The sequence below is a fragment of the Mariniflexile litorale genome, from assembly GCF_031128465.2.
Lineage (GTDB): Bacteria > Bacteroidota > Bacteroidia > Flavobacteriales > Flavobacteriaceae > Mariniflexile > Mariniflexile litorale.
Genome location: NZ_CP155618.1, coordinates 1,904,995 through 1,929,900, shown reverse-complemented (window position 1 = coordinate 1,929,900; position 24,906 = coordinate 1,904,995). Strand labels below are relative to the sequence as shown.

Below are 24,906 nucleotides of genomic sequence, written 5' to 3'. Positions count from 1 at the left end.
TGGGTAAAAATAGAATTTATTTATAAAAAAGTAGTGTCTATGGTTCCCAAAGTTCAATTTTATTACCATCGTTATCTAAAATCCAACCAAATTTTCCGTATTCATATTCTTCAATATCACCAACAACCGTAACCCCTTCTTTTTTTAAAACCGCTATTAATTCAACTAAATTTTCAACCCGATAATTGAACATAAAATCTTTTTTGGAGGGCTCGTAATATTTGGTGTCTTCTGCAAACGGGCTCCATTGGGTTGAACAATCTTTTCCTTCGTTATCTTTCCAAGAAAAGGTACATCCATAATCATCAGTATTAAACCCTAAATGTTTTTTATACCAGTCTTGTGTTGCTTTAGGATCTTTTGTTTTAAAAAACAAACCGCCAATACCTGTAACTCTTTTTTTCATTTTTAGTTAATTTATCAATTTTGAAATTAAATATGTTGATCTAAAAGAATTGTATTCCCATCGGGGTCGTGAACCATAAAACTAGCTGGACCAGTTGTGTTGGTCTCAACTTCATACTCTAATTTTACACCTGCATTCTTTAGGTGCTTTTGAATGTCACGTACATCATCAAATGAATCTGACTTGTCCGCATTTTCGTCCCACCCTGGATTAAAGGTTAAAATGTTAGTTTCAAACATCCCTTGAAATAATCCTATTAATGTATTGCCATTTTTCATGATGAGGTAGTTTTTATCCATGCTACCACCCAATACTGAAAATCCTAAGATTTCATAAAATTGTTTTGACGCTTTAATGTCCTTAACATTAAGACGTACTGAAAAAGCTCCTAATTTCATCTGTTTTTATTTATAAATTATCTCAACTTCTTAGAGCGTTCTTATCGTTCTTTTGATGTTGATTGATGTAATCTTCATCTGAATTAGCCTATTACACCTAGTATTTATTTACGTTGAAGTATTAATCCTGATACTAAAGATATAACAAATCCTATAAGAACCACAGTGAAAAACATTAAAAAGGCCATGAACCCAGAACCACCATAATCTGTCATTTGCTTAGTGAGTTCTACTTTTTTAACCTTAAATTCTTCTGCTGTCAAGTTGCTTTTCATAGTTTTTAAAGTGGTTTCTAAATACTCTGAAGCAAAATCTGGGTTAATTACCGTTGTGTAAATATAATCGGCAATACCAACTCCCACACCAACCAAAATGGAAATAAGCACTCCAATAACTAAAGCTTTTCTAAAACTAACAACACCATTATTTACTTGATCTCTATAATGTTTGATACCAAAAAACACAAAGGATAAACAAGCCGCCATTGAGACATAACCAAGAATTTCTTGGGTAGAATAACTCATTTCTTTTCCTAATAAAATGGCTGCCAAAAAAATAACAATACCTGTTAACAACCCGAACATGCCATATTTAATAACTGTGCTTTTCATGATAGTATGTTTTTAAATTTCAACAATTCAAAATTAGCTAAGGCGTGTGTTTATAAAGTCATACTAAAGTACCAAAACACATTTGTTTTTATATAAAATAAAGAAGTTTTATATAATTTGAAGATTTTTAGCTATTTGTAAAGCTTGGGTTCTACGTTTAGCATTCAGCTTAACAAGTAAATTAGAAACATAGGTTTTAATGGTGCTTTCGGATAGAAATAATTTATCTGCAATTTCTTTGTTTGATAAGCCTTCCGAAATACCTTGAAGTACCTCGTATTCTCGCGCTGTAATTTCTAAGTCTTCAATTTTTTTGCGATTGATTTCAGAACAATCTATGGGTTTATGAAGACTTCTTTTATTGATGTAAATACCAATTATAAAAAAAACTATAGCAATTAGAGCAATGCCAAATTCTATTTTTATGCTACCCGAATTAATGGAATAGGTACTAACTTGAAATAATAGAAATAGCGCCAAAATTAAAAGCGAAAAAACAAGAATGGTTTTCTTCATTCTATAAATTTAACAAAAATTTGGTTTAATCTTATTTACAATGGGTGGTCCTATTTTTTAACCTTCATTAGTCTACCCAGCAACATGAAGTGTTCATAAAGCATTTTCAGGATGCATTAAATATTGAAATGCTTCTGGCAATTGTAAAGAAAATAAATTTAAAAAAGGATGCTTTTCCTCTAAATTAATAGCTCCCATAATTACAATTTCCATAGCAGAAAACGAAGACTACAAAGTGACCACAGGTTTTATATCCACTACTACATTGTTACTATGATGTGTTTCGGAACAGCACGTAAGCACCTAACATAGAACAAAATAAATAATTTTGACGAAGTAAAAGTTTATTTGTATTTTAGCGCGCAAACCAAAAACAAGGGTCTCTCAAGCTATTTTTAGCTTATGAATTTTCGGATAGTTGTGATAAAAATATTTGTCTCAAAATATTCTAGAATCATTAAGAAAATAATAGAAAAACACCCTTTATCCCTCATTGGTCTAATTAAATAACTTAACCTATGATTAAATTTTACTTGAAGAAAGAGGTTTTTAAACCTCTCGCAATGCTATTGCTAATGTTATGCAACATAACACCAGCATCAGCCAACTCAGATGATCCCATTATTAATAGTACAAACTTTATGGGATGGACCTATACAACCGATAGTGTAATATGGTTGGAGGATTTCAGTCTTAACAACGGGACTACAAATGATACTGGATCGACCAGTTGGTCTTTACAAAATTCAGCTGCAGGAACTTTTTCAGTTCAAAACAATGAACTCAAAGTTTCTTTTAATTCAACAAATGAAGGCATTTGGAAATCAGGAGTTATTGATATTTCTTCGTGGTCCAATGTGAGCATTTCTGCATTGTTAAGAAGCGAAACGAGTAGTAGTTTTGAAAGCGAAGATTTTATAAAAGTCGCTTACATTTTAAATGGAGGGTCGGAACAAACCTTTTTCACAGATACTTCTGGATTGGGAAGTACATCAACTGGAGTTGGTAATGCCACTGCAACTGCTACTCAAATTAATGGTCAAACCTTGCAAATTATTGTTAGATTCAAAAACTCGGCCTCTGATGAAAAATATTTTCTGGATGATGTTAAGCTTTCTGGATTAGCCGCAGGAAACACCATATGGTATGAAAATTTTAGTCTTAGTAACGGGACTACAAATGACACTGGAGTAACTAGTTGGTCTTTACAAAATTCAGCTGCAGGAACTTTTTCAGTTCAAAACAATGAACTCAAAGCTTCTTTTAATTCAACAAATGAAGGGATATGGAAGTCAGGAGTTATTAATATTTCATGTCAGCCTAATGTTAAAATATCAGCCTTGTTAAGGAGCGAAACGAGTAGTAGTTTTGAAAGCGAAGATTTTATAAAAGTCGCTTATATTTTAAATGGGGGTGCAGAACAGACCTTTTTTACTGATACTTCCGGATTAGGAAGTACATCAACTGGTGTTGGTAATGCTTTAGCCAGTTCTTCTGAATTAAATGGTCAAACACTGCAAGTCATTGTTAGATTCAAAAACTCTGCCTCTGATGAAAAATACTTTTTAGATGACGTTAAAGTTACCAGTTCAGCTACGGGAACAGGAAGTATCGTAGCAACTGCTGTTGTTGAAGGAGCTTTGTCTTGTGGTGGTTCTAATGTAATCATAAGAGGAGGATCTTCAGTTAGTAATGTATCCTACCTTTGGACAGGGCCTAATGCATTTAGCGCAAATACCCAAGATATAACGGTAAATACCGCTGGAACTTATACACTTACAATAACTAATAGTTCAGGATGCAGTGGTACTACTTCTGTAGTAGTTGCTTCTTCATCAGGAGGTGCTAATCAAACCGTTTGGCTTGAAAACTTCAATGATCTTGCTAATGGAACAAAAGTAGATACAGGAGCAACTGCTTGGAGTATTGATGCTTCTGGGATACAAAATGGTTTAATGGAAGTTATTGATAATAAATTTGTTGCCAATGGATCCAGTCTAGACTCTTCTGTTGGCATAGGGTTATGGTCTTCTGAAATTATTGATATTTCTTCATTAACAGATGTTCAAATTTCATTGGATGCAGAAGGAATTGGTTCACTAGATAGTGGAGAGGATTATTTTAGAGTGTATTATAAGATAGGCACTGGAAATGAAATTATGTTTGCCAATGAAGATGGAGACGGCGCATTTTCATTAAAAAACTATGCTTCTCCTTTATTTAATGGAAATACTGTTCAAATTATCATTAGAACTAAAAGCACAGGAGATAGCGAATTCTATTTTTTTGATAATATAAAAGTAACGGGGACAGGTGCTGCTAATATTGTAGCCACTGCGGAAGTTGTTGGTACTCTTTCTTGTGCTAATTCACAAGTCACCATCAACGGATCATCTTCAATAGCAGGTGTTACTTATAGTTGGAGTGGACCGAATGGTTATACCAGTTCAGATCAAAATATTATGGTAAGCACGGCGGGTAATTATACTTTAACAGTAACGAATTCTATATGCACTAATTCTACTACAGTTACTGTAAATACTTCTTCAACAGGAGGTACTAATCAAACCGTTTGGTTGGAAACCTTCAATGATCTTGCTAATGGAACAAAAGTAGATACAGGAGCAACTGCTTGGAGTATTGATGCTTCTGGGATACAAAATGGTTTAATGGAAGTTATTGATAATAAATTTGTTGCCAATGGATCCAGTCTAGACTCTTCTGTTGGCATAGGGTTATGGTCTTCTGAAATTATTGATATTTCTTCATTAACAGATGTTCAAATTTCATTGGATGCAGAAGGAATTGGTTCACTAGATAGTGGAGAGGATTATTTTAGAGTGTATTATAAGATAGGCACTGGAAATGAAATTATGTTTGCCAATGAAGATGGAGACGGCGCATTTTCATTAAAAAACTATGCTTCTCCTTTATTTAATGGAAATACTGTTCAAATTATCATTAGAACTAAAAGCACAGGAGATAGCGAATTCTATTTTTTTGATAATATAAAAGTAACGGGGACAGGTGCTGCTAATATTGTAGCCACTGCGGAAGTTGTTGGTACTCTTTCTTGTGCTAATTCACAAGTCACTATCAACGGATCATCTTCAATAGCAGGAGCTAGTTATAGTTGGAGTGGACCGAATGGTTTTACCAGTTCAGATCAAAATATTATGGTCAGTACTGCGGGTAATTATACTTTAACAGTAACGAATTCTACATGCACTAATTCAACTACAGTTGCAGTAAGTTACGTCACTGGAGAAACTGAATCTATAGTTTGGTTAGAAGACTTTTCAAATCTTTCAAATGGAACAAAAGTGGATACTGGGTCAACTGCTTGGACCTCAGCAAACGCAAGCGGGAGTGGTAAGTTTGAAGTGGATTCTAATAAATTTTTAATCAGTGATACTGGATCTGGTAATCAGGGAGTATGGTCCTCTGGAATTATAAATATTGAAAATTTAACTAAAATAACCATTTCTGCTGATATTAGTAGTTCTGGTGCCATGGAGAACAGCGGAAGCAGCTTAGATTATCTAAGATTATATTATAAACTCAATGGTCAAACAGAAACCCTATTTAGCGAAAGCTTAGCTTCTATTAATGGAAACGAAGGCGCTATTACGGTTTCGGCAGAAAATTTAAATGGAACAACTTTACAGATTTTAGCGCGTTCTACCACGACGGATCCAACAGAAATCTATTATTTAGATAATATAGAAGTAAAGAACACTGTAATACTGGAAGATATTCAAGTAGAAACTAGTGTATCTGGAATTATTAATTGTGCAACTGAACAAGTACAGATTACAGCAAACACTACAACTCCCAACGTGACTTACAGTTGGACAGGACCTAATGGTTTTGCCTCAAATCAACAAAATATAACAGTAAATACAGAGGGAGACTATACAGTAACCGTTACTTCAGCAACTGGTGGTTGTACTAGTACTTCCATTGCACAGGTTACCAAAGAAGACACAAAACCTATCGTTAGTATAAATGCCAGTAACAATGGGGTTATTGATTGTAACTTTTTAACAGCCGAATTAACAGCAAGTAGTAATGTTACGGGTGCCTTCATCCGTTGGGAAGGATTTCCTATTAATCAGAACCCTATCTCGGTTAGTGATGCAGGTACGTATACCGTTTTTGTAGAAAACCAAGATACTGGTTGTATAACAGAAGCGTTTGTTACTGTTACTAAACAAAACACAAAACCTATCGTTAGTATAAATGCTAGTAACAATGGGGTTATTGATTGTAACTTTTTAACAGCCGAATTAACAGCAAGTAGTAATGTTACGGGTGCCTTCATCCGTTGGGAAGGATTTCCTATTAATCAAAACCCTATCTCGGTTAGTGATGCAGGTACGTATACCGTTTTTGTAGAAAACCAAGATACTGGTTGTATAACAGAAGCATTTGTTACTGTTACTAAACAAGACACAAAACCTATCGTTAGTATAAATGCTAGTAACAATGGGGTTATTGATTGTAACTTTTTAACAGCCGAATTAACAGCAAGTAGTAATGTTACGGGTGCCTTCATCCGTTGGGAAGGATTTCCTATTAATCAAAACCCTATCTCGGTTAGTGATGCAGGTACGTATACCGTTTTTGTAGAAAACCAAGATACTGGTTGTATAACAGAAGCATTTGTTACTGTTACTAAACAAGACACAAAACCTATCGTTAGTATAAATGCCAGTAACAATGGGGTTATTGATTGTAACTTTTTAACAGCCGAATTAACAGCAAGTAGTAATGTTACGGGTGCTTTCATACGTTGGGAAGGATTTCCTATTAATCAAAACCCTATCTCGGTTAGTGATGCAGGTACGTATACCGTTTTTGTAGAAAACCAAGATACTGGTTGTATAACAGAAGCATTTGTTACTGTTACTAAACAAGACACAAAACCTATCGTTAGTATAAATGCCAGTAACAATGGGGTTATTGATTGTAACTTTTTAACAGCCGAATTAACAGCAAGTAGTAATGTTACGGGTGCTTTCATACGTTGGGAAGGATTTCCTATTAATCAAAACCCTATCTCGGTTAGTGATGCAGGTACGTATACCGTTTTTGTAGAAAACCAAGATACTGGTTGTATAACAGAGAAGTCCTTTTTTGTAGATTCAATCTGTGATATTGTAGCATCTTCGGTTAGTGCATCTTCTTCTTCTTCTCTGGTAAGTGTAGCCTCAGTTACAGAAGACACTCCTTTTGAAGCCTTAGTATTTCCAAACCCTTCTAAAGGAGAGGTAAATATTTCATTTAAGAGCTCTAAAAGTGAAAATATCAGGGTAGAAGTATATTCTCCTACAGGTGTTTTGGTAAGAACATTAATGAATGATAAAATGGATTCATTAAAAAATTACAATCTAAAGTTTAATGAAAATAGAACACTTCCATCAGGAATGTATATTTGCTATATAATTCTAGAAAATAAAACTATTGTCAAAAAAATAATTTTATCGAATTAAATCAGATTAGTAATTTAATACTAAAGAAATCCCCATAAGATTAAAATCTTTAGGGGATTTCTATTTTAATAAAGGTTTGTTTTTAACACCGCATTATACATTGGAACTTCACGAAGGGGCATATAATGTTAACCAAAATTCGTTTTAATCTTATCCACGATGGTTTGTGCTAATTTTTCTTTGCTTTCAATCGTCCAGCCAGCAACATGTGGCGTTAACAATACATTTTTGGCTGCTATTAAATATTGAAATGGTTCAGGCATGGTTGAAGTAAACATATCTTCAAAAGAAGCTTTCTCATATTCTAACACATCCAAACCTGCACCTAGAACTTGACCATATTTTAAAGCAAAAACCAAATCTTTAGTCACCACACTTTTACCCCGAGCAGTATTTATAAACCAAAATGGTTTTTTAAATTGATTGATAAAATTAGCATCTATCATATTTAAAGTTAAAGGTGTTTGTGGCGTATGCAAACTAACAACCTCAACCTTCTCTTGAAATTCTTTCAGAGATACTTGTTTTGCATTGGCATCTCCCACATTTTTTTTAATATCATAACATAACACCTCAACCTCGAACCCTCGAAGTTTTTTGGCAAATGCTTTCCCCATATTACCATATCCAATAATACCAACAGTTCTACCATCGAGTTCAATGCCTCGGTTGGCTTCACGCTGCCATTTGCCTGTTCGTACTTCGTGATCTGCTTTATTTAGTTTGTTGAAAAGGGAGAGCAACATACCTAATGCATGCTCGCCTACGGCATTTCTATTACCTTCTGGCGCTGCTATTAATGTGATGCCTTTTTGTTCGGCATAATCGCAATCTATATTTTCTAAACCTGCACCTACACGACCTATAAATTTTAACTTGGTAGCAGCATCTAAAAATTGCTTGTCTATGGAAAATCGACTTCTTAAAATAATACCATCGTACTCTTTAATTTTAGCTTCAATTTCCTCTTTTGAAGATGAATAGTCTTCGTGATTGATGAACCCTAAATTGTTAAGTTGATTGATTAATAGTTTGTGATTGCTGTCTAGATGAAGGATTTTCATGGGTATTTAATACTTATTTTTTATTGGACACATAGTATTCCATATAATCATTCCCTTGGGGATAGAGGAGAGCTTGTTATGGAAGTTTCATGTACTAATATTAGCTTGTAAATTTATGAAGTTTTAAACAAACAAAACTAAAAATTAAATTCTAAGTAAACTTTACTGATATGCTTGCGTTAGGGATAGAAGTGGAAATCCTTTTTAAAAACTGGCTAACACTAAACTAGCTTTTATGTAAATAATTGGTAGAAAGCCACATCGCTCACTACCAACTATGACGTTTTAAAAAGATTGTAATGGATAGCCCGACCCTTGTGGTAACGCCCAAATGTTCTAGAAACCTAAAATAAGTTTCGCTATTAAAAAGTACATTAAAATACCAAAAACATCGTTACTAGTTGTTATAAATGGCCCTGTAGCCACGGCGGGATCAATACCTCGCTTGTCTAAAAAAATAGGCACAAAAGTTCCAATTAGGGCTGCCATAATGATAACGGCTATTAATGCTAAACCTATGGTTAAGGATACATTGTATGGCGTTTTAAATAGAAAATGAGTGATGACTATGGCGATTAATGCAATGGCAAGTCCATTAACTAAACCCAGTAAAAATTCTTTAAACAAACGTTTTAAAACATTTCCATCTATACTGTCGTTTGCTAAACCTTGAACCACAATAGCTGAAGATTGTACACCAACATTACCTGCGGTTGCTTGAATTAATGGTACAAAACTTAATAGTATAATAAAATCTCCCATATAGCCGGTAAAACTCTCAATAATACTTGCTGCGCCAATACCACCAACCATACCTATTAATAGCCATGGTAAACGGGCTTTGGTGAGTTCCCAAATACTATCATCCGCCTCTACATCGGCTGTAATACCTGCCGCTAATTGATAGTCTTTTTCGGCTTCTTCTTTCATGACATCTACAATGTCATCGATAGTAATTCTACCTAATAATATGTGATTATCGTCTACTACTGGAATGGCTTCCAAATCGTATTTTTGCATGATTTTAGCAACGTCTTCGGCATCATCATGTACATTAACATAGTCGACACTTGAGTTGGAAAGTTCTGCAATTTTTTGGTCGCTTTTGGCAACAATAAGATCTTTTAAAGATAGGCGCCCAACCAGTTTATCTTTCTTATCCACTACGTAAATGGAGTGTACTCGGGTTACTTCTTTTGCTTGACCTCTAATACGGCGTAAACAACCTGCAACAGTCCATGTTTCGTAGACTTTAACCAGCTCTTTTGCCATCAATCCACCCGCAGTATCTTCATCATAAGCTAGTAATTCTTCAATTTCGGCCTTATGTTCCTCGTCTTCAATATGCGAGATTACCTCTCGTTTACGAGATTCGGGTAATTCTGAAATAATATCGGCAGCATCATCGGTATCTAATTCACCAATCTCATCAGCAATTTCTTTTGAAGAGAGGTTTCTTAATACCTTTTCTCGATTGTCTTCATCGAGCTCCATTAAAATATCGGCAGTCGTTTCAGAGTCTAGAAGCTTGATAATATATACTGCTTCTTCTAAGTTTAATTCATCTAAAATTTCGGCAATATCGGCGTAGTGAAAATCTTTTAAAAGCTTTTGAAGTGCTTTATCATCACTTGCTTCAATAAGAAGTTCTACCTGACTGATTAAATCATCGGTTAATTCAAATTGTATGTTTTCTATTTCTTCAGACAAAATGCGATGTTTATATATCTTTTTCAATTAACTGTGTGAGTTCTATAAACTGCTGCACATTTAATTGTTCCGGACGTTTATCAAATATACTATCTTCTCTTAAATTATCACTTAAGTTGAGTGTTTTTAAACTGTTACGAAGTGTTTTTCTTCGTTGCTGAAATGCTGTTTTAACTACTTTGAAAAATAAAGCATCGTCACAAGGCAAGGAATAATCTGGCTTTCTTGTAAGTCGCAACACACCCGATTCTACTTTTGGTGGCGGATTAAACACCGCTGGTGGTACAGTAAATAAATATTCGGCATCGTAATAAGCTTGTGCCAACACTGATAAAATACCGTACACTTTACTACCTTCTTTTGAGCAAATGCGTTCGGCTACTTCTTTTTGAAACATGCCCGAAAACTCAGGGATTTGATCGCGCATTTCCAAAGTTTTAAAAACAATTTGGGTTGAAATATTATAAGGAAAATTGCCAATAATAGCAAACGGTTCGCCTTTAAATATTTCGTTTAAATCGTATTTTAAAAAATCTTTTTCAATAATTCTGGATGCTAGATTTAAATAATTAGCTTCTAAATAGGCAACCGATTCGGTGTCAATTTCAATAACATGCGTAGTAACATCTTTTTTAAGCAAGTATTTGGTAAGTACGCCCATACCTGGGCCAATTTCTAAAACTGTTTTATAGCCATCTAAAGTAAGCGTATCGGCAATTTTTTGCGCAATATCTTCATCATTTAAGAAATGTTGTCCTAAATGCTTTTTTGCTTTTACATGATGCTGGTTTGAGGTATTTGCCACGAATTACGAATATTTTTATTAATTGAAAGCTAGAAACACGAAGATACTAAGTTTTACTTGCAAAGACACAGAGTCACAAAGTTATATTGAAAAACGGCTAATAATTTTTTTGAGAAAATTGAAGAGCATCAAAACCCGTTAATCATCTAGTTAAAAGTAACAGTATACTCATCGACAATTTCCAGTTCAGTTCTAAACGATAATACTTTATCGGCAAATTTTTTAAGCACTTCTGTTTTTAATCTTGGAGCATCTTCGTTATAATAGGCTTCTAAAGTTTCGCGCGATGGTGTTTGGTAATGCACTGCATAGGTAAAACCACCCATTTCTTCCTCTATTAAAACTCTGGTAAGAATTGCTTTTTCAAATTTCCCTGTGGCTAATACTTCTGGAATGTGCTCTTCTTTCATCCATGTTAGCCATTGCTGGTGAATGCTTTCATCTACATTTGAGGTAACGTTGTATATATACATTTAATATTAATTTGTTTTTTGTTGATTTGTTTAGTTGAAATAGCCCAAATTAATTTGAAAATCTAGATTTTTTTGACATCTAATTAATAGCGTCTCCACGTAAAGCTCGGTATCGTTTTCTTGCTTCAACAAAGTAAATACTATCGGCATGATTAAAAATAATCTTTTCGTATAACGCTTTTGCCTTTTCAGGTTGATTTAATTGCTTTTCATAAAGTTCTGCTAACTTAAAATAAGCATCATCAACTAAAATACCTTCACCATAATTTGTAATAATAGCATTGTAATTAGCTTCAGCTTTTTCAAATTGGGATTTATCTTCAAATAATTGCGCTTGCTTAAATAAGGCTTGTGGTATAATGGGTTCGGTTTTATGGTCGTTTAAAATAGTGTCTAAAACCGTAATTGCTTCATCATTTCTGTTTTGAAAAGACAACAAATCGGCTTTTGCATATTTTCTTAAAGCCGTTTGTAAAGAATCCTCATATTTATTATCGGTAATAAGTAGTTTTAAATCTAAAGCATCATTAGCAATAAGTTGCGATGTAGATGCTTTTAACACCTTAAGTTGCGATTCTGCCCATTTAAAATCGCCTTTATAATAACTCGCTTTGGCTACTTTGTAACGGGCTTCTTGAGAAAGGGTACTGTTTTTTAAATTTCGTTGTATTTGTGTGTAGTAAATTAAGGCGTCATTAAATTTTTCTTGTAGCACCAAAATATCACCTAATTCTAATTTTACTTCTGCTTTTTGTTGTTCGGATAGTGGTAACTCCAATGTTTTTTCTAAAAAAGATGTTGCTTTTTTGGTCTCATTTTTATTAAATGCCAAAAAATGAGCATATGCTATTTGAAGTTTTAAGGTTTGTGAAAAAGTGCCGAACTTATTAAAGATTTCTTGATATTTAGCATCAACAGTATGATAATTATCTTTAGAGCTTTGTTTTGTTTCTAATTGAAGTAAATTATAATGAGCTACTAATAAAACATCTAAATCTTGAGCGGTAATTGTTATAAATGTGTAAATTTCTTTAGCAATTTCTAGTTCATTTTTGTTGAATGCGATGTCTGCTAATTCTTCTATTCTGTATAAACTTTCGGGTTGTCGATTAAAACTAGCTTTCTCTTGTGCAAATGCCTTTTTAAAATCGTTTTGTTGAATAAACAACCAACTTAGTAACTCATTCCAAAGAACGTTTGGTTCTTGTTGCGCTTTTCTAAGTAAAATTTTTCTAAAAATAATGTTGTTTTCATTCTCGCTATCTTCACTTATAAAATCGCTTATAGCACGCTTAATATTAGCTAAAACATTGGGGTTGGCCTCTGCAAAATCGACATAACTAATAAACATTTTTTCAATATTTCCTTGCTCACCATATAACTGGGCTAATTGCAGGTTAAAATTGTAATCTGGCTTTAATAGCATGACTTTTTCATATGCAATAACAGCTTGATTTACGAGGGAATGGCTTTGAAAACTTCTAACAATAGAATACACATTGCTTGGATTTTCATCAATACTAGTCAATGCTTTATTATAATGGATATTAGCGTTTACTAAATCGTTTTTAAGCTGATAATTATATCCTAATTCTACCATAAATGCAGGATAATTAACACCCTTCATGAGTTTTAATAAAAACGATTCTGCCGCATCGTATTGTTCCAGTTCTTGATGAGAGTTAAGTACTTGAAAGATATAATTAATACTTGAAGGGGATTGCGCATATAATTTTTTATATTCAAATAGCGCTTTTTCGTAATCCCCCTTTTTATAATAATCTCTAGCCAATGCATCTTCTTGCGAGTACAAATGCACACTAAATAGAAAGCATAAAATAAATAGAATTCTCATGTGGTAAAGATAACAAATACGCTGGGTAGCTTTTGCTAATATAATTATAAAAAAATGCCCGAATAGAAATTCGGGCACTAACCAACCAAAATAAAAGTTCCATTAACTACCGTTAATTTAAAAAACGATGTAATACTGATTGGGGACAGTCTTTATATAAAGAATTAGATCCCTTATTTATTTACAATAGCAGTGATTTTGCTTTCGGATTTTGAAATTTCGAAATCTGAAAATAACACTTTGCCTGCGAAAAAAATTAATGTAATTAAAATTACTAAACGTTTGATATTCTTCATGGTTAGTGGTTTAAGAGATTTGGTGCCCCTAACTTCGAAAATATTTTTAGATACGCAAAGTAAATTGAGATAAAATCGTTGAAAAACGCCAATATCACACACTTAGTCGATTATTAGTGATAAAAACTTACAGTTTTGTAAGTTTTTATGTCTTTTTTTAGAATATTATTTTTTGTTTTAATCAATAATTTTAAATCCAGTATACGCTTGTAAAACTTCAGGAATTACAATACCGTCTTTGGTTTGATAGTTTTCTAAAATTCCCGCTAAAACACGTGGTAGTGCCAAGGAACTACCGTTTAGTGTGTGGGCTAACTCATTTTTACCCTCGCTGTTTTTGAAACGTAGTTTTAAACGATTGGCTTGAAAGGTTTCGAAGTTTGAAACTGATGATATTTCTAACCATCTATCTTGTGCGGTTGAAAACACTTCAAAATCGTAAGTTAATGCCGAAGTAAAGCCTAAATCACCACCACACAATCTAAGTATTCTATAAGGTAATTTTAATTCTTGTAAAATAGTTTTTACATGAGCAACCATACCATCTAACGCTTCATAGGATTTACTTGGGTGTTCCACTCGTAAAATCTCTACTTTATCGAATTGATGCAATCTGTTTAATCCACGAACATGTGCACCATAACTTCCTGCTTCACGACGAAAACATGGCGTATAACCTGTAATACCTATTGGCAATTCACTTTCATTTAACACCACATCTCTAAAAATGTTGGTTCCAGGAACTTCGGCTGTTGGAATTAAATATAAATTATCTTCGGTTACATGATACATTTGCCCTTCTTTATCTGGTAATTGCCCTGTACCAAAACCAGAAGCTTCGTTTACCAAGTGAGGTAATTGATATTCAGTATAACCCGCAGCCGTATTTTTATCTAAAAAATAAGCAATTAAAGCACGCTGTAATCTTGCACCTTTTCCTTTGTATACAGGAAATCCTGCTCCGGCAATTTTATTACCTAATTCAAAATCGATGATATCGTATTTTTTGGCCAACTCCCAATGTGGTAAAGCACCTTCATGCAATACAGGAATGTCTCCTTCTTTATAAACTTCTAAGTTATCGGTTTCTGAATTTCCGGCAGGTACGATCTCGTTTGGAACATTTGGAATTTTATAAAGCAATTGATTTAACGCTTCTACTTTATTGTTAAGTGTTTCATTTAATTCTTTTGAAAGTTCTTTTAACTGACTTGTTTTTTCCTTTAAAAGATTGGCTTTTTGTGTTTCCCCAGACTTGTATAAGTTGCCTATTTCTTTTGAAAGCGTGTTCGATTCTGCCAAGATATTGTCTAACTCGGTTTGAATACGTCTTCTTTCTTCATCAAAAGAGATGACATCGTCAATCATTTGAGTAGCATCCATATTTCGTTTTGCTAGTCGGGCTATTACCAAATCTTTGTTTTCTCTAATAAAAGGAACTTGTAACATGTCTTGAAAATTTAAGCTGCAAATTTAATGAATTGCGAATATAATTTGACTTCTTTTGAAAGTAAAATCAAATTAATTAAAACGAGATTTTATATAGCTAAGCGATACCTCTTTGTCCTTTAATAACTGGTCTTTTAGAGCGTCTATCGATTCGAATTTTTGCTCGTCACGCAGGCGATGCAATAAATCTATTTGAATGGTTTTATTATATATATTTTTGTTGAAATTAAAAAAGTGGACTTCAATGGTTTCTTCAAGCCCTTCAACGGTTGGATTAAATCCGATATTCATCATGCCATAAACAACTTCGTTATTAATAATAGAACTCACTATGTAAGCACCGTGTTTAGGGATTAATTTATAATCTTCAGCAATTTGAATATTAGCTGTTGGATAATTTATTTGCCTGCCTAAGGCTTTACCTTTTACAACTTTTCCAGTTAACATAAATGGATAGCCTAAAAATGCATTGGCTTTAGTAATATCACCTTCATCTAAAGCTTTTCTAATTTTAGTAGAACTTACTGCCACGTCGTTGATGTCTTGTGCTGAAATTTCTTCAACTTCAAAACCATATAAAGTTCCAAACTTCTTTAAATCGTTAATATCGGCATTTCTGTTTCTGCCAAAACGATGGTCGTAACCAATAATAACCTTTTTTGCATGAAGCTTTTCAACTAAAATTTTCTTTACAAAATCTTCGGCCGAGAGTCGTGAAAATACTTTGGTAAATTTTTTAATAAGTAAATAATTTAATCCTAAAGCATCTAAAATAGCACCGCGTTCGTTAATGGTGTTAATTAACTTAATACCTGAATCTTTTTGTAAGACCATACGGGGATGGGGAAAAAAAGTAAGAATTACCGATTTTAACCCTGCGTCTTTACCACTATTAATTAAACGCTTAATTATTTTTTGATGCCCCACATGTACCCCATCAAAAGTACCTATAGTAACTATAGTCGGATCAATAGATTTATATGTATTAATATTTTTTATTTTGCTCATAACAAGCAGTTAATTGCTAATTTGATTAAAAAAAGTTAGATTTGTTATTCGTGTTTATTAAAAAAACAGCCCCAAATATTTCTTATGAAAGCAAAACTACATTATGTTTTATCAATAGCAATGTTTTTGGCTATCTTTTCGGTGTCTTCTCAAAATTCTTCTTGGAATAAAAAGCAGACTATTAAAAATTCTAAAATAATTTCTAAGTTAAATTTAGATAAAAGTAAAGTTCATGTATTTGAACTGAATACTGTTTCCTTAAAAAAATCACTTTTAGGTACGGTTTCTAGAAATTCTAAAACAAAACAAAAATCAACTACAATTTCCATTCCTGGAAATGAAGGCAAATTAGAAACTTTTAAAATTTATGAAGCTTCTGTTTTCTCTCCCGATTTAGCAGCTAAATATTCAGATATAAAATCATACATTGGCGTAAGTACCAATAATTCTGGAACGCGGTTGCGTATGAGTATGTCGCCACTAGGCATACAAACCATGATTACTTATATTAATAACACAACGGTTTTTATGCAGCCAACCTCACAAGGCTCTAATGAATATGTGTTATATAATAAAAACTCTAAAGACTTTACAAAGAATCGATTTGAATGTAAAACCTTTGAGGATGTAAATAAATCCCTTAATAAAAATAGTAGTAATTCAAAAATAGCGGTGAATGAAGGAGGCGCAAACAACCAAACACTTCAAAAATTTAGAATTGCTATTTCTACAACTGCTGAATATACAGCGTATCACAACGATGGTATTCCTGGAAATGGTGATGCTGTAGCCGATGCTTTAGCTGCCATTAACGCTACTTTAAATAGAGTTAATGAAATATTTGAAACGGATATGGCCGTTACTTTCGAACTTATTAATGCCCCACAACTTATTTATACCAATACCTCAACTGATCCCTATTCGAATGCTAGTATAGGCACACACGAAGATAACAAGAACAATACCAACGGATGGAGTCTTCAGCTTCAAAATAATTTAACTAATACTATTGGAAACGCTGCTTATGATATTGGACATTTGTTTGGCGCAACTGGTGGAGGTGGAAATGCTGGTTGCATTGGTTGTGTTTGTACAAATGATGATGTTCTAAACAACAACGACAAAAACAAAGGTAGTGCCTTTACTTCTCCAGCTAATGCTGTGCCCGAAGGTGATACATTTGATATAGATTTTGTTGCCCATGAAATTGGGCATCAAATGGGAGCTAGTCATACTTTTGCATATGAAACAGAAGGAAGTGGTGTAAACTCAGAACCAGGTAGCGGCACCACTATAATGGCATATGCAGGCATAGAAGGAAATAACAATGTCGCATTAAATAGCGACCCATATTTTCATTATCACAGCATCAAACAAATTTTAGAAAATTTAAGATTTAAAACCTGCCAAACAACAGAAGTAATTACAAACAATTCACCCATTGCAAATGCAGGAGCTAATTTTAATATTCCTGCGGGTACTGCTTATGTGTTAAAAGGTACTGCAACCGATGCTGATGGTGGCGACAACTTAACATACTGTTGGGAACAAATAGATAGCGGTTCTGTTAATTATTTGAATTTTGGACCCGATTTAACATCTGGCTCGATGAATAGGTCTTTACCTCCTTCCAGTGATTCAAATAGATACATTCCAAAGTTAAGCAGTGTATTAGCTGGTAATACAACACAAACCAACCCTACTATAATTAGCGATTGGGAAACGGTTTCAACAGTTGGACGTAACTTAAATTGGGCGTTAACAGTAAGAGATAGAGCCCCAGCTAGTGCTAGTGGAGGACAAAGTAGTTTTGATACTATGAAAATTACGGTTGAAGCTGTATCACCATTTACAGTTTCTAACCCCGTGTCTTGGGCTCAAGGGAGCAATGTTATTATAAACTGGGAAGTTGGGCAAACAACAAATGCCTCCATTAATTGTCAAACTGTAAATATTAAGCTATCTACCGATGGCGGTTTAACATTTCCAATAATTGTTGCATCAAACACCCCTAATGATGGCACACACGCATACACAGTGCCTTCCATTCCTGATACGAATACTGCTAGATTGCTAGTAGAAGCTGCTGATAATATTTTTTATGACGTTTCTAATTTCGATTTTTCCATCTCACCAACCCCAGATTTTTTTATAGTTGAAGACATTTTAGACCCCATCGTATGTGCAGCAACCACAGCTACATTTCATTTTAATTATGTAGTTGCAAATGGTTTTTCTGAGAATACCGTGTTTAGTGTTACTAATCTTCCTTCTGGAGCTTCTGCTATTTTTTCGCCCACCCAATTAGCGAATTCTGGCACAGTTACAATGACAATAAATAATATATCTACACAAGGAAATTATACACCTAACATTATTGGAACTTCAGCTTCTATTACAAAAAACAAAAATGTAAATCTTCCTTTTTTTAATGGGATTTGTAATTCTATTGCTAACACCGAATACGAAACCAGTACCACATTGGTGCAATTTAACACCATTAATAATGCGTCAGGAAAGACCTCTGGTTATAATGATTATAAAAATATATCTACAAGTGTTAATAGAAATAGCATTCATAATTTAACTGTGAAAGTCAATACTGATGGAGACTTCTCTACAAGCACCAAGGTTTGGATAGACTGGAATCAAAACTGTAGTTTTAACGATGCAGGTGAAGAATATAATTTAGGCGATGCTACCAATGTATCTAATGGTTCTACTAGTAACTCCCCACTATCAATTACTATTCCTGCAGATGCTAGTTTCGGAAACACCATTATGAGGGTTTCAACTAAATTTAGGGATGATGGGGTACCAACAGCCTGCGAAAATGGATTTGATGGTGAAGTTGAAGATTATACACTTAATATCGTTTCAGAGCAAGTAACTATCTCATTAGTGAAGTTTAATACTATTGATAATACTTCCACAGTATCATCTGGATATAATGATTATAAGTCTATTTCTACACCTGTTAACAGAAATAGTTCTTACCCTTTAAATGTAAACGTAAATACGAATGGTAATTTTGAAACCTCAATAAAAGTTTGGATAGATTGGAATCAAAATTCTAGTTTTGAAGATTCTGAAGAAGTCTATGATTTAGGAAATACTACTAATGTGGCTAATGGGCCAACTGCTAATTCTCCTCTTTCAATTACAGTCCCAATGAATGCTTTATTAGGAACGACTACTATGAGGGTTTCTATTAAATATGGTGATGGTAGTTTTCATACTTCCGAAGAAAATATTATAAATGGTGAAGTTGAAGATTATAGCCTTAATATCATCCCAACTGAAACTATTGAAGCTTTTGGATTTGAAAATTTAAGAATTTTTCCAAACCCGAATGAAGGAGCTTTTACTATTAAACTTAATGGCTCATTGGAACGAAATATTGATGTGAAAATGTTTGATATAAGAGGTCGATATATTTTTAATAAATCGTTCCAAAATGCAGGCGATTTTCGAGAGGAATTGCAATTATATAACCTGCAACCTGGGATGTATTTATTAATTGTAAATGATGGTGTGAGAAAAATTGCTAAAAATATTGTAATCAAATAAAGAACACATATTCCTTAGATACCTTTTTTACTTTCCATTAAACGCATTCATGGTATTGTTTATCCCTGCCAAACCAAACGATTTAATAAGTTCAATAGATTTATCTAAACGTTCTTTAAGGGTTTCATTTTCTTCATTTGTCCATTCTCCTAGAACATAATCAACTTGTTGCCCTTTATTAAACGCATCACTAATACCAAATCTAAAACGGTTATAGGCTGAAGTGTTTAATTTTGCTTGGGTATCTTTTAACCCATTATGGCCTCCATCACTTCCTTTAGTTTTAACACGAATACTTCCAAATGAAAGATTTAAATCATCGGTTATTACTAATAAATTTTCTAACGGAATGTTCTCTTTTGTTAACCAATATACTATGGCCTTTCCGCTTAAATTCATGTACGTACTTGGCTTTAGAAATATAAAGGTTCTTCCTTTTAGTTTATAAGTAGCAATATCTCCCAGTTTTTGGGTTTGAAATGTTATGTTTTCTTGGGCAGCAAAATGATCTAAAATTTTGAATCCGATATTATGTCGGGTATTGGCATATTCTGCACCAATGTTTCCTAGACCAACTATTAAATATTTTTTCATTGTGTCTTGTTGTTCGTTTTGATTTTTCTTTTTAAATACGTTTAATAAAAACTGCCACATGATGTTGTTTTAATGATTACTGTTACCTGCGTTAGGGATAGTAGTGGAAAGCCCACAGCGAGGTACGAGCGAGGACTTGCAACGAATAGCCCGACCCGACAGGGTAACGCCCAAATTTTTAATCGTTTTATTTTTATGTTCAAGTGGTTATACCTAATTGTGTAAAAATAAAAAAGCATCCCGAATAATACGGAATGCTTTTAATATTTAATTAAGAATGTTACTATTCTTGAGTTGCTTCTACTTCAGCTGCTTCGGCTGCTTCAGCTGCTGCTTCTTCCTCTTCGTCATCAAATGCATCTACTGACGCTCTAGAACGTCTTACAAGACATACTACTGTATTATCTGGGTGCATGAATTTGTAAGCATCATTTTGCAATGTAGTAATGTAAAGTTTACTACCAATTTTAAGCGGTGTGATATCTGCTTCAATAAAATCTGGTAAGTTAGCTGGTAATGCTTTTACTTTTAAACTACGTTTGTTTTTACGTAATACCCCTCCATTTTTAACACCTTTAGAGCTTCCAATGTAAACAAGTGGAATATCCATGCTAATTTCTTTGTCTTCAAATAACTGATAAAAGTCTATGTGTAAAATTCTATCGGTTACTGGGTGAAATTGAATATCTTGTACAATGGCGTTGTATTTTTCGCCATTTTCTAAAGCAATCACAACTGTGTGCGCATTAGGTGTGTATACAAGATGAGTGAAGGCTAATTCTTCTGAATTAAAATGAACTGGCTTATCTCCTCCGTATAATACGCAAGGAACCTGACCAGCATTACGTAAGGCTTTTGTTGCTTTTTTGCCCACGCTTTCTCTTTGAGATCCGTTGATTGTAATTGATTTCATTTTTAAAATATATAGTTATTAATAATTATTCTCTTTTATGTGGGTCTTTGGAACCTACATTACAAATTGTGAACTAATAGATTTATTGTTATGTACTTTTTCCATTACCTCGGCAAATAAATTAGCACAGCTTAAAACTTTAATTTTGTTACTTAAAGGTTTAATAGGTATAGAATCTGTTACTATAAGTTCTTCTAATTTTGAATTATTTAAATTCTCGTACGCTTTTCCAGATAAAATAGGATGTGTACAAATGGCTCTTACACTTAATGCCCCACGTTCCATCATTAAATCGGCTGCTTTAGTTAAAGTACCTGCGGTATCAACCATATCGTCAACCAGCACCACATTTTTACCAGTAACATCGCCAATTAATTCCATATGCGAAATAACATTGGCTTTAGAACGTTGCTTATAACATATTACAACATCGCATTCTAATGCTTTTGAATAGGCATAAGCTCTTTTTGAGCCTCCCATATCGGGTGATGCAATAGTTAAATTATCTAAATTCAAGTTTTGTAAATAAGGCAGAAAAATGGTTGATGCAAATAAATGATCTACAGGTTTTTCGAAAAAACCTTGTATCTGGTCTGCATGTAAATCCATAGTGATAATTCGAGTTGCACCTGCTGTTTCTAACATTTTAGCAACTAATTTAGCCGCTATTGGCACTCTAGGTTTATCTTTTCTGTCTTGTCTTGCCCATCCAAAATAAGGTAACACTGCAGTGATGTGCCTTGCCGAAGCACGTTTAGCAGCGTCAATCATTAACAACATTTCCATTAAATTCTCTGGCCCTGGATTGGTAGAACCAATTAAGAAAATACGTGTTCCTCGAATAGATTCTTCATATGATGGTTGAAACTCGCCATCGCTATAAGTAGAGGTAATAACATTGCCCAATTCGGATCCAAAAGCTTGAGCAATTTTCTCTCCAAGCACTTTACTTTGAGTACACGCAAAAATTTTAGCTTCGGTAATCACAATTGGCATGGTTAACTTGTTGTTTTATAGCGCAAAAGCGCGCCCTATTTTAAACGAGGTGCAAATTTATACATTTATTTTAACCTAAAAAGTATATTGCCCAGTATTTTTATGAATAATATAGAAAAAATATATATTTTTGTGGTTCCATTAAAGCTCAAGTGGCGGAATTGGTAGACGCGCCGGATTCAAAATCCGGTTCTTCGGAGTGCGGGTTCGATTCCCGCCTTGAGTACATGAAGGGACAAATCATTATTATTTGATTTGTCCTTTTTTATTATCTGAAACCATCATTAATAGAGTGATTACGGATCCATCTCAAAAATTGTTTTCGGGGAAATTGTGATTAATTTATACATTAAGGATTCTAAATTTTCCACACCTCTCTAAACGGGGCCAAATGCTTTAATTTAGCATTGAAAGATCGTCCAAAGAATGAATGTTGTAATTTTTGCTACCAAAAGGTGATAGCCAGTGATGACGTAGAAGTGGATTAAAAGGCTCTCTTAAATTTAAAATATCAAGTAATATATTTATTTACTTTTCACAATAATACCACACGAATAAAAAAGACTGAGCAAATATTATTAAATAAAATAACTTACTAATTTTCAACATACTAATTAGTTTTTTTTTACATTTTCCTCCTTTGATTTTTTTACAACTTCTTTTTTGTTTAGTCTTCCTCTTTTAAATAATTTATTAAAAAATCCTTTATCAACTTTTTTAGTTTTTTCAATGGAATCCAATGTCTTTTGGTTCAATCTATTTATCTTCTCTTGAGCTTTTCTAATGGAGTCATTTCTTTTTTTAATTAATCTCCCCCTCTTTAATTTCTCTTTTTGGATTGAGTCCACTCTCTTTTTGTTTATTTTATCAAACTTAATTTGAACTTTTTCAGTGGAATCTTTTTTTCTTAATAAACGTTGCACTAAGTTTTTAGGTTTCTCATCAAATTTAAAATCTTTTTTATAATATGATGTGTCTTTGGTTTTATAGTTAATCCAATACCCTACTTTAAAATTGTTTCTATATCTGCCTTTTAATACTAAATCACCATCAGAATTATAACTAGTGTATTCACCATTTAAAAAGCCATTGTTCCAAATTTCTCGTTCTTTTAATTGTCCGTTTTCATGCCAACTTTTCCAAACATCTGTTTTAAGACCATAATTAAAAACTCCTTTTTCTGCCAATTGATTGGATCGATAGTATTTTAAATACTCATTATGCAACACACTTCCTCCAACATTTGATTGTGAGAAGTGTATCTCTCCCGATTTATACCAATAATACAGTTTTTTATTATTTAAGTAAATAATTTTTTTAGTCGATATGTAACACTCAATATCAAACTCTCCATCGCGAACAATTCTTTTTTGCACATCGGATGAAAATGAGAAACACAGAAAAACAACAAACAAAATAAAGATCTCTTTTTTCACGTATGTTTTATTTTTAATCTACCCCAATTAATAAGATTGGCTAATTCGGTTAAAATTAAAAGGAACACCATAAAAACAACTAAGGTTTTACCTTGATAATAGTAAGGTGTTTGTATAAAAAACTATACAACTACTGTTAAAGCAATATTTAAATGTATATGATTACTCATTATAACATAACCAAATACAGTCATCCCTTTTTCTTTTATGCAATAGCTTAAATTTTATACAATAATATCTCTGTAATCTTTTCTCGTAAATATATCTATCCAGTCTACTACCGTAAATGTTACGTATTGCGATTTAGATTGATCTCTTATTTTGTAGCCACCTGTTTACTTAATTAGTTTAAAAATAAAGAAAATTACTATAAATATTTAAAAATATTAAGATGAAATGCATTTTAAACTTATTTGCCTTTTCTGCTATGTGAAACTTGAAATTACTATACTTGTTGCTATGCGAAGTTTGAAACGTTGCTATGCGAAGTTTGAAACTTCGCATCACTACTAAATTTACATCTCTGCAAAAGCTTTCTCTTTTTTATTTATTATCGTTTCAAACAACCTTACAAGCTCACAAACACTTTGCTTACTCGATGCGGTACGAAGTTGAAAACTTCGCACAGCACACTTCGAAGAGCAGAATTGAAAAGGGGCAGATAAATACATCTGTTAGTACTGCAAAAATCCTAGCAGATGCTTTGGAAGTTGAGGTTTATGAATTATTTAAATTTGAAGATTAACCCTAATCAAGTTTAACCTTTGACCAAATGGTCTAACCTTAAATCTTACCGCATAAAAAAACGAGCATAAATCTTATACCCGTTTTAAAATTATAGTGTTTTGTTATTTAGTTAGAATTGGTTTTCATTAAACGTATATGATTTAATGGAGTGTTATCATCTAAAAGTATTTTTAAATCATCTAAAAAACGTAATATATACTCTATTTCTACATAATGTTTTTCTTTCCAAGCTTCTAAACCTTTTAAATTCAGAAGACGATTTGCTTCTGTAAAGTCTACCGTATTGGAGTCTCTATTTTTTAATACATCAATCGTATTATCAATTACATCAATAAAAAACTTTTTTCTCTCACTATCTATAATGTAAGTATCCAATTCCATATATCCCCATCCTACTGGCTTTATATCTAACATTTCATCAATAACATTATCAATATATAAGTTAAACCAATTAGGATTATCTTTGCCTGTTGCGCTTTGCTTTATATAAGATAAACCTAATAATAAAAAATTATCATTAATATCAATTCTTTTTTCCTTAAACCTGATAATACTTGTCGCCAT

At 33.1% G+C, this 24,906-nt stretch carries 20 protein-coding genes and 1 tRNA gene; 4 read left to right on the top strand and 17 right to left on the bottom strand.

What is annotated here, in order from left to right:
* Nucleotides 1-37: 37 nt before the first annotated feature.
* The 4 genes from QLS71_RS08110 to QLS71_RS08095 form a co-directional block, all read right to left on the bottom strand.
* Complete coding sequence (locus tag QLS71_RS08110) at nucleotides 38-406, bottom strand: VOC family protein (RefSeq protein WP_308993230.1); 369 nt, start codon at nucleotides 404-406, stop codon at nucleotides 38-40.
* A gap of 26 nt (nucleotides 407-432) precedes the next feature.
* On the bottom strand, nucleotides 433-804 hold the full coding sequence (locus tag QLS71_RS08105; protein ID WP_308993231.1) for a VOC family protein: 372 nt from the start codon (nucleotides 802-804) through the stop codon (nucleotides 433-435).
* A gap of 104 nt (nucleotides 805-908) precedes the next feature.
* Nucleotides 909-1,415: a DUF4199 domain-containing protein gene (locus QLS71_RS08100; protein WP_308993232.1), complete on the bottom strand. Its 507-nt coding sequence runs from the start codon at nucleotides 1,413-1,415 to the stop codon at nucleotides 909-911.
* Nucleotides 1,416-1,523: 108 nt separating this feature from the next.
* Nucleotides 1,524-1,931, bottom strand: a complete 408-nt coding sequence (locus QLS71_RS08095; protein WP_308993233.1) for a LuxR C-terminal-related transcriptional regulator — start codon at nucleotides 1,929-1,931, stop codon at nucleotides 1,524-1,526.
* A gap of 518 nt (nucleotides 1,932-2,449) precedes the next feature.
* Between QLS71_RS08095 and QLS71_RS08090 the strand changes: the two genes are divergently transcribed.
* Nucleotides 2,450-7,426: a T9SS type A sorting domain-containing protein gene (locus QLS71_RS08090; RefSeq protein WP_348636616.1), complete on the top strand. Its 4,977-nt coding sequence runs from the start codon at nucleotides 2,450-2,452 to the stop codon at nucleotides 7,424-7,426.
* 128 nt (nucleotides 7,427-7,554) lie between these two features.
* Here the strand turns inward: QLS71_RS08090 and QLS71_RS08085 are convergent, their stop codons facing one another.
* The 8 genes from QLS71_RS08085 to QLS71_RS08050 all read right to left on the bottom strand — a co-directional run bounded on the left by QLS71_RS08085 (nucleotide 7,555) and on the right by QLS71_RS08050 (nucleotide 16,086).
* Nucleotides 7,555-8,490, bottom strand: coding sequence for a 2-hydroxyacid dehydrogenase (locus tag QLS71_RS08085; RefSeq protein ID WP_308993717.1), 936 nt, complete (start codon nucleotides 8,488-8,490; stop codon nucleotides 7,555-7,557).
* A gap of 336 nt (nucleotides 8,491-8,826) precedes the next feature.
* Entirely contained in the window at nucleotides 8,827-10,200 is a 1,374-nt protein-coding gene (gene mgtE / locus QLS71_RS08080; protein WP_308993716.1) for a magnesium transporter, read from the bottom strand.
* A 10-nt stretch (nucleotides 10,201-10,210) separates the two neighbouring features.
* Complete coding sequence (gene rsmA / locus QLS71_RS08075) at nucleotides 10,211-11,005, bottom strand: 16S rRNA (adenine(1518)-N(6)/adenine(1519)-N(6))-dimethyltransferase RsmA (RefSeq protein ID WP_308993715.1); 795 nt, start codon at nucleotides 11,003-11,005, stop codon at nucleotides 10,211-10,213.
* 146 nt (nucleotides 11,006-11,151) lie between these two features.
* Nucleotides 11,152-11,478: a DUF4286 family protein gene (locus QLS71_RS08070; RefSeq protein WP_308993714.1), complete on the bottom strand. Its 327-nt coding sequence runs from the start codon at nucleotides 11,476-11,478 to the stop codon at nucleotides 11,152-11,154.
* Nucleotides 11,479-11,557: 79 nt separating this feature from the next.
* Nucleotides 11,558-13,333 carry a tetratricopeptide repeat protein gene (locus tag QLS71_RS08065; protein WP_308993713.1) on the bottom strand — a complete coding sequence of 592 codons (1,776 nt, stop codon included), beginning with the start codon at nucleotides 13,331-13,333 and terminating at the stop codon, nucleotides 11,558-11,560.
* A gap of 173 nt (nucleotides 13,334-13,506) precedes the next feature.
* A complete protein-coding gene (locus QLS71_RS08060) occupies nucleotides 13,507-13,629 on the bottom strand; it encodes a hypothetical protein (RefSeq protein ID WP_308993712.1) in 123 nt (40 codons plus the stop codon).
* Between the two features lie 177 nt (nucleotides 13,630-13,806).
* The gene (gene serS, locus QLS71_RS08055; protein WP_308993711.1) at nucleotides 13,807-15,078 is read right to left on the bottom strand and encodes a serine--tRNA ligase; all 1,272 of its coding nucleotides are present in this window, start codon (nucleotides 15,076-15,078) and stop codon (nucleotides 13,807-13,809) included.
* A 72-nt stretch (nucleotides 15,079-15,150) separates the two neighbouring features.
* Nucleotides 15,151-16,086, bottom strand: a complete 936-nt coding sequence (locus QLS71_RS08050) for a bifunctional riboflavin kinase/FAD synthetase (protein WP_308993710.1) — start codon at nucleotides 16,084-16,086, stop codon at nucleotides 15,151-15,153.
* A gap of 84 nt (nucleotides 16,087-16,170) precedes the next feature.
* On the opposite strand from QLS71_RS08050, the gene QLS71_RS08045 reads away from it, so the two are divergent.
* Nucleotides 16,171-19,656 carry a reprolysin-like metallopeptidase gene (locus tag QLS71_RS08045; RefSeq protein WP_308993709.1) on the top strand — a complete coding sequence of 1,162 codons (3,486 nt, stop codon included), beginning with the start codon at nucleotides 16,171-16,173 and terminating at the stop codon, nucleotides 19,654-19,656.
* 27 nt (nucleotides 19,657-19,683) lie between these two features.
* Here the strand turns inward: QLS71_RS08045 and pth are convergent, their stop codons facing one another.
* The 3 genes from pth to QLS71_RS08030 all read right to left on the bottom strand — a co-directional run bounded on the left by pth (nucleotide 19,684) and on the right by QLS71_RS08030 (nucleotide 22,159).
* Nucleotides 19,684-20,310: an aminoacyl-tRNA hydrolase gene (pth, locus tag QLS71_RS08040; protein ID WP_308993708.1), complete on the bottom strand. Its 627-nt coding sequence runs from the start codon at nucleotides 20,308-20,310 to the stop codon at nucleotides 19,684-19,686.
* Nucleotides 20,311-20,533: 223 nt separating this feature from the next.
* Nucleotides 20,534-21,163 (bottom strand): 50S ribosomal protein L25/general stress protein Ctc, encoded by a 630-nt coding sequence (locus QLS71_RS08035; protein ID WP_308993707.1) that lies wholly within the window; start codon nucleotides 21,161-21,163, stop codon nucleotides 20,534-20,536.
* A 54-nt stretch (nucleotides 21,164-21,217) separates the two neighbouring features.
* The gene (locus QLS71_RS08030; RefSeq protein ID WP_308993706.1) at nucleotides 21,218-22,159 is read right to left on the bottom strand and encodes a ribose-phosphate pyrophosphokinase; all 942 of its coding nucleotides are present in this window, start codon (nucleotides 22,157-22,159) and stop codon (nucleotides 21,218-21,220) included.
* 146 nt (nucleotides 22,160-22,305) lie between these two features.
* Between QLS71_RS08030 and QLS71_RS08025 the strand changes: the two genes are divergently transcribed.
* Nucleotides 22,306-22,385: transfer RNA gene (locus QLS71_RS08025), tRNA-Leu, on the top strand.
* 388 nt (nucleotides 22,386-22,773) lie between these two features.
* Here QLS71_RS08025 and QLS71_RS08020 read toward each other — a convergent pair.
* Nucleotides 22,774-23,595 (bottom strand): hypothetical protein, encoded by an 822-nt coding sequence (locus QLS71_RS08020; protein WP_308993705.1) that lies wholly within the window; start codon nucleotides 23,593-23,595, stop codon nucleotides 22,774-22,776.
* A 481-nt stretch (nucleotides 23,596-24,076) separates the two neighbouring features.
* Here QLS71_RS08020 and QLS71_RS08015 point away from each other — a divergent pair, with 481 nt between their 5' ends.
* The gene (locus QLS71_RS08015; RefSeq protein WP_308993704.1) at nucleotides 24,077-24,340 is read left to right on the top strand and encodes a helix-turn-helix transcriptional regulator; all 264 of its coding nucleotides are present in this window, start codon (nucleotides 24,077-24,079) and stop codon (nucleotides 24,338-24,340) included.
* Nucleotides 24,341-24,447: 107 nt separating this feature from the next.
* On the opposite strand, the gene QLS71_RS08010 is transcribed toward QLS71_RS08015, so the two are convergent.
* Nucleotides 24,448-24,906: a hypothetical protein gene (locus tag QLS71_RS08010; RefSeq protein ID WP_308993703.1), complete on the bottom strand. Its 459-nt coding sequence runs from the start codon at nucleotides 24,904-24,906 to the stop codon at nucleotides 24,448-24,450.

Excerpts from the sequence above, each read along its gene's own strand:
- QLS71_RS08110 (WP_308993230.1), bottom strand. The coding sequence starts at position 406 with ATGAAAAAAAGAGTTACAGGTATTGGCGGTTTGTTTTTTAAAACAAAA.
- QLS71_RS08105 (WP_308993231.1), bottom strand. The coding sequence starts at position 804 with ATGAAATTAGGAGCTTTTTCAGTACGTCTTAATGTTAAGGACATTAAA.
- QLS71_RS08100 (WP_308993232.1), bottom strand. The coding sequence starts at position 1,415 with ATGAAAAGCACAGTTATTAAATATGGCATGTTCGGGTTGTTAACAGGT.
- QLS71_RS08095 (WP_308993233.1), bottom strand. The coding sequence starts at position 1,931 with ATGAAGAAAACCATTCTTGTTTTTTCGCTTTTAATTTTGGCGCTATTT.
- QLS71_RS08090 (WP_348636616.1), top strand. The coding sequence starts at position 2,450 with ATGATTAAATTTTACTTGAAGAAAGAGGTTTTTAAACCTCTCGCAATG.
- QLS71_RS08085 (WP_308993717.1), bottom strand. The coding sequence starts at position 8,490 with ATGAAAATCCTTCATCTAGACAGCAATCACAAACTATTAATCAATCAA.
- QLS71_RS08070 (WP_308993714.1), bottom strand. The coding sequence starts at position 11,478 with ATGTATATATACAACGTTACCTCAAATGTAGATGAAAGCATTCACCAG.
- QLS71_RS08065 (WP_308993713.1), bottom strand. The coding sequence starts at position 13,333 with ATGAGAATTCTATTTATTTTATGCTTTCTATTTAGTGTGCATTTGTAC.
- QLS71_RS08060 (WP_308993712.1), bottom strand. The coding sequence starts at position 13,629 with ATGAAGAATATCAAACGTTTAGTAATTTTAATTACATTAATTTTTTTC.
- serS (WP_308993711.1), bottom strand. The coding sequence starts at position 15,078 with ATGTTACAAGTTCCTTTTATTAGAGAAAACAAAGATTTGGTAATAGCC.
- QLS71_RS08050 (WP_308993710.1), bottom strand. The coding sequence starts at position 16,086 with ATGAGCAAAATAAAAAATATTAATACATATAAATCTATTGATCCGACT.
- QLS71_RS08045 (WP_308993709.1), top strand. The coding sequence starts at position 16,171 with ATGAAAGCAAAACTACATTATGTTTTATCAATAGCAATGTTTTTGGCT.
- pth (WP_308993708.1), bottom strand. The coding sequence starts at position 20,310 with ATGTGGCAGTTTTTATTAAACGTATTTAAAAAGAAAAATCAAAACGAA.
- QLS71_RS08035 (WP_308993707.1), bottom strand. The coding sequence starts at position 21,163 with ATGAAATCAATTACAATCAACGGATCTCAAAGAGAAAGCGTGGGCAAA.
- QLS71_RS08030 (WP_308993706.1), bottom strand. The coding sequence starts at position 22,159 with ATGCCAATTGTGATTACCGAAGCTAAAATTTTTGCGTGTACTCAAAGT.
- QLS71_RS08015 (WP_308993704.1), top strand. The coding sequence starts at position 24,077 with ATGCGAAGTTTGAAACTTCGCATCACTACTAAATTTACATCTCTGCAA.
- QLS71_RS08010 (WP_308993703.1), bottom strand. The coding sequence starts at position 24,906 with ATGGCGACAAGTATTATCAGGTTTAAGGAAAAAAGAATTGATATTAAT.